This is a genomic window from Vicinamibacterales bacterium (assembly GCA_036496585.1).
Classification (GTDB): Bacteria; Acidobacteriota; Vicinamibacteria; order Vicinamibacterales; family 2-12-FULL-66-21; genus JAICSD01.
Genome location: DASXLB010000080.1, coordinates 26,790 through 36,694, shown reverse-complemented (window position 1 = coordinate 36,694; position 9,905 = coordinate 26,790). Strand labels below are relative to the sequence as shown.

At 69.9% G+C, this 9,905-nt stretch carries 8 protein-coding genes; all 8 read right to left on the bottom strand.

The window, feature by feature from the left end:
- Nucleotides 1–33: 33 nt before the first annotated feature.
- The gene (locus VGI12_22410) at nucleotides 34–951 is read right to left on the bottom strand and encodes a DUF58 domain-containing protein (protein ID HEY2435439.1); all 918 of its coding nucleotides are present in this window, start codon (nucleotides 949–951) and stop codon (nucleotides 34–36) included.
- Between the two features lie 6 nt (nucleotides 952–957).
- Entirely contained in the window at nucleotides 958–1,965 is a 1,008-nt protein-coding gene (locus tag VGI12_22405; protein HEY2435438.1) for an AAA family ATPase, read from the bottom strand.
- Between the two features lie 9 nt (nucleotides 1,966–1,974).
- Entirely contained in the window at nucleotides 1,975–2,802 is an 828-nt protein-coding gene (locus VGI12_22400) for a DUF4159 domain-containing protein (protein HEY2435437.1), read from the bottom strand.
- A 1-nt stretch (nucleotide 2,803) separates the two neighbouring features.
- On the bottom strand, nucleotides 2,804–5,335 hold the full coding sequence (locus VGI12_22395) for a tetratricopeptide repeat protein (GenBank protein ID HEY2435436.1): 2,532 nt from the start codon (nucleotides 5,333–5,335) through the stop codon (nucleotides 2,804–2,806).
- Between the two features lie 144 nt (nucleotides 5,336–5,479).
- Complete coding sequence (locus VGI12_22390) at nucleotides 5,480–6,907, bottom strand: mannosyltransferase family protein (protein HEY2435435.1); 1,428 nt, start codon at nucleotides 6,905–6,907, stop codon at nucleotides 5,480–5,482.
- Between the two features lie 10 nt (nucleotides 6,908–6,917).
- The gene (locus tag VGI12_22385) at nucleotides 6,918–7,424 is read right to left on the bottom strand and encodes an isoprenylcysteine carboxylmethyltransferase family protein (GenBank protein HEY2435434.1); all 507 of its coding nucleotides are present in this window, start codon (nucleotides 7,422–7,424) and stop codon (nucleotides 6,918–6,920) included.
- On the bottom strand, nucleotides 7,421–8,551 hold the full coding sequence (locus VGI12_22380) for an FAD-dependent monooxygenase (GenBank protein HEY2435433.1): 1,131 nt from the start codon (nucleotides 8,549–8,551) through the stop codon (nucleotides 7,421–7,423). The genes VGI12_22385 and VGI12_22380 overlap by 4 nt, the downstream gene beginning before the upstream one ends.
- 69 nt (nucleotides 8,552–8,620) lie before the next feature.
- Entirely contained in the window at nucleotides 8,621–9,886 is a 1,266-nt protein-coding gene (locus tag VGI12_22375) for a beta-ketoacyl-[acyl-carrier-protein] synthase family protein (protein HEY2435432.1), read from the bottom strand.
- Nucleotides 9,887–9,905 lie beyond the last annotated feature (19 nt).

Sequence of the window (9,905 nt, the reverse complement as noted above, 5' to 3'; positions counted from 1 at the left end):
ATTCCCGACCGTCTGCCCACTGCCCATGGTTCCTCACCGCCCCTTCCCCTTTCCCCGCGCGTCCAGATACGCGAGCAGCGCGAAATCGAGCGGCTTCGACGTATCGAGCCCGAGGAAGTCGATGCCGTGGCTGCGCAGCGCCTTCTCGTACCGCGCGCGCAGCCCGTCCATCGCGTCGAGATACGGCCCGCGCACCTGGGCCGGATCGGCGGTCACCACGTCGGCCGTTTCGACATCGGTGAAGCGGGCGGCGCCGCGAAACGGAAACTGGAGTTCGTGCGGATCGAGGACCTGGAAGACGATCACGTCGGTGCCGCGGTAGCGGAGGTGCTCGAGGCCGCTGACGATCCGGTCGGGCTCGTCGAGCAGATCCGAGATGACCACCGCCAGGCTGCGCTTGGTCAGCGTGTCGGCGAGCTGGTGCAGGGGCCGGCCGACGTTCGATCGCCCTGCCGGCGCGATCCGGTCGAGGGCGTGCAGGATCGCCTGGAGGTGGCCCGGCCGCGCCGACGCCGGCAGCCGCGGCCGGATCGTCTCGTCGAACGGGATCAGCCCGGTGGCGTCCCGCTGCCGGCTCATGAGATAGGCGAGCGAAGCCGCCAGCATGCAGCCGTACTCGAGCTTGCTGACCGCTGCGCCGCCGCGATAGCCCATCGATCCGCTGACGTCGAGCAGGAGATGGCATTCCAGGTTCGTCTCCTCCTCGAACCTCTTCACGTAGTGCCGATCCGAGCGCGCGTAGACCTTCCAGTCGAGCCTGGACAGGTCGTCGCCGGGGAGATACTGCCGGTACTCCGCGAACTCGACGCTGAACCCCTTGTAGGGGCTGCGGTGCAGCCCGGACAGGAAGCCCTCGACGATCGTTCGCGCCTTGAGCTCCATCGACCCGAGCCGCGCGATGACGGCGGGATCGAGAAAGCGGAGGTCGCGGGAAGCGGCTGGCGCGGGCATGACAGGCTACATGCCGCTGCGCGGCGCCGGCACCGCGTCGATGAGCCGATCGACGAGGATGTCGGACGTGATCCTCTCCGATTCCGCGTAGAAGTTGGGGATGATCCGGTGGCGGAGGATCGGCTTGGCCAGGGCGCGCAGGTCGGCGACCGACACGTGGTATCGCCCCTCCATCAGCGCGCGCGCTTTCGCCGCCAGAATCAGCGACTGCGAGGCGCGCAGCCCGGCGCCCCACTTCACCCAGTCCTTGACGAAAGCGAGCTGCTGCTGCCGCCCAGGGCGCGACGAATCGACCAGCCGCACCGCGTACCGCGCCACCTCCTCGGCGACCACCACCTGGCGGACGAGATGCTGATAGTCCAGGATGTCGGCGCCGCCCAGCACGCGAGCCGGCCGCGGCACGTCCGTGCCGGTCGTCTGCGTAGCCACGCGCACCTCGTCGTCTTCACTCAGGTAGGAGACGACAATGTTGAAGAGGAACCGGTCGAGCTGTGCTTCGGGGAGCGGATAGGTGCCCTCGAGCTCGATCGGGTTCTGGGTGGCGAGCACGAAAAACGGCCGCTCAAGCGGATAGGTGCGGCCCGCCGCGGTGACGTGGAATTCCTGCATCGCCTCGAGCAGCGCCGCCTGCGTCTTGGGCGGCGTGCGGTTGATCTCGTCGGCCAGCAGGATCTGTGCGAACACCGGGCCTTTCACGAAACGCAGGCTGCGGCGTCCGCCCTCCTCGTCCAGGATTTCCGTGCCGGTGATGTCGGCCGGCATCAGATCGGGCGTGAACTGGATGCGCTTGAACGAGAGGTCGAAGATCTCGGCCAGTGTCCGGATGAGGAGCGTCTTGGCGAGTCCGGGCACGCCGGTGATGAGGCAGTGGCCGCCAGTGAAGAGCGCCATCAGCACCTGCTCGATCGCCTCGTCTTGACCGACGATCACCTTGCGCAGCTCGGCGAGGATGCGCTGGCGTCCGTCGGCGACGCGCTCGGCGATCGCGGCCATGGGAGTGGTCTGCATGTTCATCGGCGGGCTTCAGTGCGTCAGCGTGTAGATGATTTCGTTGATTTCCATCCGGTAGGCCTGCGCCGTGTACTTCACATAGCCCGGGTACTCCGAGGCGTTCGACCATTCCCAGCCGTCGCCCATGTCGACGTTCCAGTTGATGAGGACCATGGCGCGGCCGTTGTCGTCTTCGATGGCGCGCAGATGCGCCACGTAGCCGCCCTTTTCCCAGGTCCGGCCCATCAGGAACGAGCCGAGCCCAGGCGTCTGCGGGAACGTCTCGAAGTGATAGAAGCAGTTGAACACCGGATGGTCCTTCGGCAGATCGATGATCCGGCGGTCGGGGAACACGCGCTTGAGCTCGCCTTCGACGTTGCTCCACTCGATCGGTCCATGGAAGTCGTCGAAGGTGAGCGTGCCGCCCCGCAGCAGGAACTCGCGCAGGATCGGCACCTCTGCGTCCTTGAGACGCAGATTGCCTCCCTCCACGATGTAGATCCACGGGTGATTGAAGAGGTCGGGATCCTGGAGGCGGATCTCGATCGGGTCGTTGACCTGGATCGCGGTCGCGGTGCGCACCCGGCGCGAGAGATTCCAGTCGGCCGCCGGCGCGTCGATATACCAGGGCTCGTCATACGGGCTCACCCCTGGGCGCGGCGGGAACGTCCACGCCGTGTAGTGAACCCGGACGAAGCCCCACTGCAATCCGGCAAACCGCGGATCGGGCGCCGCCGGCACGGGCGGCGCCTGGGCGAAGAGCGGGCCGCCGATCCAGCGGTCGAGCGCCGGAGGTACAACGAGCCACGACGCCGCTCCCAGCAGCGCGAGCCCCGCCACGCCCCACGCGCGCGTCCGCATGTCAGTGGCTCGGGTGGCCCCCTACCGCAGTGAGGAGCAGCTCCTGGGCGCGCTCGAAGCTGGGCGCGATCTCGAGCGCCGCCAGCGCTTCCTGCTTCGCGGCGGCGCGGTCGCCGGCGAGCAGGTAGCTCTCACCGAGATCGCAGTGCGCGGCGGCCTTGTCAGGAGCACCGGTCAGCAGCGCCGCGCGGAACTCGCGCGTCGCGACGGCCGGGTTGCGTTTCTTCAACGCCATCCGGCCCCAACTGGTGTGGGCGGTCGCATCGAACGGGTCCAGCGACACGATGCGGGTCACCGACAGCGTCATCAGGCGGTCGTCGGCGGCGGCCTCGGCGAGCGTCCACAGCTTACGCGCCGCCTCGACGTTGGTGTGGTCGGAGGCGATGAGCGCCTCGTACTCCTTCATCGCGCGCGGACGGTCGTTCAGCTTCTCGGCAAGCGCGGCCATGATCGCGTGGGGGCTCTCGTCGCCGATGGCGTTCGGCACCAGCGCCGAGGCGCGCTGCAGCGGCGCGAACGCCGACGCGTCGCCTGCCTTGGCGAGCGCCTCGCCCAGCGCGAGCTGCGCGATGTAGCTCTCGGGCTTCGCCGCGGCCGACGCCTTCAGCGCGTCGAGCGAGCGGGCGTCGACCGGCGTGTCGGCGTCGTGCAGCGCCCGGCGCATCGAGCCGAAGCGATCCTCGAGATACGTGCTGAAGCTCGCCTGCAGGCCGTCGAAGTCGACGTTGATCGCGCGTTTCAGCGCCGCGTCGCTGTCGACGCCGTCGCCGAAGGCGCGCACGAGCGTGTTGAGCGCCGGCTGTCCGCGCGTCGACACGATGTGATCGACCAGCAGCGACGCTTCGTAGTACGCGAGCGAGATCGTCTCGGGACGCGTGAATCCGGCGTTCAGCTCCCGCAGCTTCAGCACCTTCCCCTTGTCCATCGCGCGCGCAAACGTCACCTCCATGTCGCGCCCCCATTCGGGACGCTGCCGTCCTTCCTCGTAGACGGAGATGCCTTCGGTGAGCCAGCGGGGAATCCGCTGCTTGGACATCTGGATGGTGATGACGTGCGCCAGTTCGTGCCAGAGCGTCGCTTCCCAGCTGAACTCCCCTGGGCGCGACCGCGCGTTGGGGGAATCCATCGTGACCACATGGCCGAAGCAGGCGCCGAGCGCGCCGATCATCCCGGGCAGGCCGAGATTGCGCACCGCAAAATCGTCGTGGTCCGGGAAGATCTCGATGAAAATCGGGCCGGTCGGCGTGAAGCCGTAGCGGGCCGAGAGCGTCGCGATCGCGTCCTTCGCCAGCGGCACCGCGTATTCACGGAGCACCGGCGCTTCGCTCGGCGCCATCTTGAAGACCATGTCGCCGTCGCGCTCGACCGCGAACTTGTCGAGCTTGTCGAGCATCTGCAGCAGGTTGAAGGTGACGACGTCGAACGGGTCGGCGCGAAACGAGCGCTCGAGCGTCTGCCGCGCCGCAGCCTCGTCGCCCGTGCGCAGCAGGTGCATGCCCAGATCCGCTGCGGCGCGCGAGTTCGAGGGATCGAGCGCCACCGCCTTTTGCGCGAGTGCCACCGCCTCCTCGAATCGGTAGTGCGCGGCCGCCAGCTCACCGGCCAGCCGGTAGCCCTCACCGTAGACCGGGTCGGTCGCGAGCGCCGCCGCCATCTCGCGCTCGAAGGTACCGGTGTCGTCCTTGACATAGGCGATCGCCGCGCGCAGCGCGTGCGCGTGCGGATGACCGGGATTGACCGCCAGCACCTTGTCGATTTCGGCCCTGGCATCCGCCTCCTGGTCGGCATCGAGATGCAGACTCGCCAGCACCAGGCGCGCGTCGGCCATCTCCGGGTCGATCGCCACCGCTCTGTCGGCCGCGGCCGCGGCCTTCGTCGAGTCCTCGTCTTCGAGCACCCGGGCGAGGCCGGCGTGCGCCGGCGCCCATTCAGGATCGGCGGCGAGCACCGACTGGAACGACTTCAGCGCCTCGGCGACCTGGTGCTTCTCGAGGAACAACTCGCCCCATGCCTGCTGCACCAGGACGGCGCCGCCACCGGCGCGATCCGCCTCGCGAAACAGGGTGTTCGCGTCGCGCGGCCGGTTCAGCGCCGCTGCCGCACGGCCACCGCGCACCAGGGTCGCCGCATCCGACGCGCCGCTGGACTGCCGGAGCACCGCCGCGAACAGCGTGCTGGCATCCGCCTGCCGACCGACCTCGCGCTCGATCGTCGCCAGCTCGAGCGCGGCATCGCCCGCCGGATCGCGCGCCACCACAGGTTCTAGAAGCGCCAGCGCGTCCTTATAACGGCCGCGGTGGACGGCAAGCTGCGCCAGCACGACGGCGGCGGCCGGATCGGACGCGCCCTTCGCGTTGGCCATCCGCTCCGCATCGGCGCGTTTGCCATGCGCGATCGCCGCCGCCGCCGCGCTGCGGAAATCGGTCGGGGCCGGCGTCCCCTGCGCGCCACGTACGGACGAGCCGGTCGAAGCACAGCACACCGCCAGCGCGATGACGACGAAGAGGCGGGCCGGATGGGACAACCGCAGCATGGAATCGGTCGATTATAGTGCCGCCAAGACAGCCACTCGGACCGTCGAGCGACACCATGCCGATTAGACGGCCGACGCCGCCGGCCAGTCTGCCGTCAGCACGACACTCTCCGTGCGGAGGACGCGCGCGGCGTGCCGGTGGTGTCAGAACAGCGGGCGCCAGGTGAAGAAGATCGCCACCGCCAGCCCCTGTCCGATGGCGAAGGCTGTGATGAGCGCCTGCGTCATTCGCGGCGACGACATCGCCGCGAGGGCGATGAACGCGGGAAAGAGCGTCGACGAGAGCCGCCCGATCGACAGCACGCCGCCGGCCAGCATCGGCGGCACCGCGTTGATGACGATGAAGAGCGCCAGCGCCGGCCCCAGCCGCTTCAGCACCGGCCACAGCATCAGCAGCGCGAACACCAGACCGAGGCTGTTCAGCGTGTCGTACGGAACCCCCTCAATCACGTGGAACAGCCCTTCGTCGGTGATCCAGCCATACGCCCGCTCCACCGGTGCGAGCCCCTCATAGGCGCGTCCCCAGGCCGCTTCGTGCAGCCGCGCCCACCCGAACCATCGGCCGGTTACCTGATGCACGTACGCGCTGTAGGCCAGCATGCCGAGGCCCGGCATCGCGGCGGAGGCGAGGGATTTGAAAATTTTTAAAATGTGGAGATGTGGAGATGTGGAAGTGTGGCGGTCGCGCCAGAGACGCTCGGCCAGGATGGCGGCGAGTACGACACTCAGGAAGCAGCCGTTTGGCCGGGTGAGGCCGACCAGCGCCCCCCACAGCCCGGCCACGACCCATTGGTCGCGCCGGAAATGGAAGACCGCCGCGACCGCGCCCAGCAGGAACAACGCCTCCGTATAAGGAGCGCTGAAGTACAGCGAAAAAGGATACGCGGCGAGCAGCGCGACCGCGCCGGTTGCGCTCGCCTCTCCGGCGATGTCGCGCGTCAGGCGCCACAGGTAGGCCGAGGCCCAGCCAAACGCGGCGAGCGAGATGAAGACGCCCCCCCAGAGCAGCCGCACCATCCGCTTCTCGGGCGGCATGCCCGGACCGAACGCCCCGATCGGATAGCCGACGGCGCGCATCAGCATCGGAAAGGCCGGAAAGAAGGCGATGTTCTGCTGGTGCTTGAAGTCGCCGCCGAAGTAGTAGCCGTCGAGCGCGATGCCGCCGTACCACCCGGCGTCGAAGCGCGCCGGCAGGTTCGAGAGCTTGTCGCGCGACACCACGAAACCCGTCGTCGCAACATTGACGCCGATCGTCACCACCGCCATGTAGGCGACGAACAGGACGGCCACCCGTGACGAGAGGCCGAACGCCGCCGCGTTGAGCGCCGGCCGCTCGTGGCTGCCGCGCAGCCAGCCGGACAAGCGCCGGTGCAGCGGCATGGCCGGATGTGCCGCGTGGCGAACCGCCAGCAGCGCCAGAGCGACGAACAGCAGGCGGCCCGTGGAATGGATCCGTACGGGTGACAGCGTGAAATAGATCGCGAACCCGCCGAACAGAAACACGGTGCCGGTCAGCACAAGGGCGAACACGGCCGCGGCGTCGAGCGCGCGCACCCACAGCGGTAGCTTCACGGCGAGGATTCTATCGCTGCGCGAGCGCGATGTCCTCGATCGCGATGCGGCGTCGGATCAGCAGCCCGAATCCGACCACCGCCGCCACGCCTGCGATTGGCGCGTGGGCCGCAACGCCGGCGCCGGCCAGCTCACCGACGACGGCGAGGTAGTTGGGATGCGTGAGCCAGCGGTAGGGTCCGGCGCTGGTCGCCGTGGAACGTGGCGGCACCAGCACCCGGAACGTCCAGCGTTCGCCGAGCGTCGCGATCGCCCAGTACTTGAGCGCCTTGGCCGCCACCAACAGTCCGAGACCCGCGGTGAACCATCCGTCGACCGCGCTCCCGCGCAGGAGGCCTTCGACGAAGATTGCCGCGAACGCGCCGGGATACGCCAAGGCCATCGCGCGGTAGACGTCGCCGGCGGGCTCGACGGCGCCGCGCGCGCGCAGCGCCCGGGCGTGCCGCGACGAGAGCGACGTCTCGCCGAGCATCGTGCCGAAGGTGATTGCGGCGAGGGCCGGGACGGCGGCCGTCATGCCGGCACGTCGCCCGCGAACCCGATTGCGCGCCGCAACGCCCACGGCGCGGCGGCGGCGATGAGACCGGCGGCCTCCACCGTCGCGCCGCTCGCGACCACACGGCGAATCAGGCGGTTGAAGCGCCACTTCCCGCCGAACTCGCGACGCCGGGCGCGCCGCAGGGCGACATGCGGTCGGGCCAGCCGGCCGGCGAGGGCCGCGAGCAGCGCCTCGGCCGCCAGCTCGCCGCCACGCACGGCGAAGCGGAGGCCGTCCCCGGTGATCGGATCGATGAAGCCGGCGGCGTCTCCGGCGAGCACCAGGCCGTCCATGCCGGCCTGCGGCGCGTCAACGGCGAGCGGGCCGAGCACGGCGGGACGGGCGATCAGGCGGGCGGCGGCGAAGCGGTCGCGAAGCGCCGGCTCACAGCGGATGGCATCGAGGAGCAGCGCCGCGGGATCGTCGATGCGAACCGGCGCCGGCACGACGAGGCAGACGTTGGCGGCCCCACCAGGGACCGGCGCCACGCCGATATAGCGGCGGCGGCGGACGTGCATTTCACCGAATGTCTGCAGGCCCTCGACGCCGGCGAAGTAGGCGCCGATAGCCCAGCGTCGCGGGTGCGGCGGCTGGCGGGCGAGGCCCAGCGGGATCGCGAGCGACGATCGCCGTCCGTCGGCGGCGATCACGAAGGGTGCCGGCACCCGCACATCGCAGCCGTCGCGGCCCGCGATGATGACGCCGCGAACGCGCGACGTCGCCGCGTCGACCAGCGCCGAGCGGACCGCGACGCCCTCCTCGAAGCGCGCGCCTGCGTTCACAGCGGCCGCGGCGAGCCCGGCGTCGAGATCGCAGCGCGCGATCGAGAGGGCGTGGACGCCCGGCCCGTAACGGCAGCTGACGGCGACCCGCCGCTCGCCGGTCACCACCATGCCGTCGAGCCGCAGGGCCCGCGCTTCGATCGGCGCGCTCACCGCCTGGCGGCGCAGGATCGCGAGCGTGCCCGGATTGAGGGTGTCTCCGCACAGCTTGCTCCGCGGAAACCTCGCGCGATCGAGCAGCAGCACGCGCGCGCCGCCGCGCGCCAGCACCAGCGCCGCGGTGGCGCCTGCCGGACCGGCGCCCGCTACGATCACGTCGAACACAGGTCCACTCCTCACCTTCGCCGTTCGGCGCGCGCCGGGTGGAGTCGCGGGGTCGACACCGGCGCGGCTTCAGACGGCGCCGATCACCATCGCCGAATTCTTCGATCCGAACCCGAGGCAGTTGCACAGCGCCGCCGCGGGGGACGCCGCGCGGCCGGCGTTGGGAATGTAGTCGAGATCGCAGTCCGGATCGGAGTCGCGCTGGTTGATCGTCGGCGGCAGGAAGCCGCGCGACAGCGCCAGCGCGGCGGTGACGATCCCGGCGGCGCCGCTGGCGCCTTGCGGATGGCCGATCATCGACTTGGTCGACGATCCCGGCACCGCGTCGGCGCGCGCGCCGAACAGCCGACGGACACAGCGCGATTCCACCGCGTCGTTGAGCTGCGTCGACGTGCCGTGGTAGTTGACGTAGCCGATCTCTTCGACGGCGCGGCCGGAGCGCTCGATCGCCAGACGCATCGCCCGGATGATCTGCTCGCCATCGGGCGCCATCTGCACGCGATGATAGGCGTCGCAGGTCGATCCGTACCCCTCGACCGTCGCGTAGATGTGGGCGCCGCGGGCCCGCGCCCGCTCTTCGCTCTCGAGCACCAGCATCCACGCACCTTCTCCGAGCACGAAGCCGTCGCGGCCGCGGTCGAAGGGGCGCGACGCCTGCGCCGGCGTGTCGTTGTAGTGCGTCGCCACGGCGCGCATCTTGGCGAAGCCGAAGATCATCCCCGGGGTGACGCAGGCGTCGGCGCCGCCGGTGAGCAGCATCTCGGCCTCACCGGCCCTGATGAGCGAAGCCGCGTAGCCGATCGCGTCGGTCGAACTGGTGCAGCCGGTCGACAGCACGTGGCTGATGCCGTGCAGCTCGAGGGCGATCGAAATCTCGCTGGAGATCATCCCGACGATCGACACCGGAATCGCGTAGGGCGTGACGCGCTTCCACCCGTCGTTGAAGAACTCGAAATACTGCCGCTCGGCGACGTCGATGCCGCCGGCGCCGCTGCCGACGATGACGCCGCCACCCGGCTCGTTGATACGCAGCCCCGCGTCGGCCCACGCCTCGCGCGCGGCCATCACCGCGATCAAGGATGCGCGCGAGTAGCGCCGCGGATCCGGCCGTCCGTTCCCCTCGCCGGCCCGCGTTTCGACTGCTGCCGCGTCATCGATCGACACCGAAGACGGCACCGGTGCCGCGACGCTGCAGGGGAACACGGATGCGTCGAACTCGGTGATGGCGCGGGTCGCGCTGCACCCTTTGCTCACGTAGGTCCAGAACCGCTCGCGTCCGACGCCGTACGGGGAGACGACGCCGATGCCGGTGATGGCGACGCGTGGGCGCGACATGCGCGAATTGTACGTCACG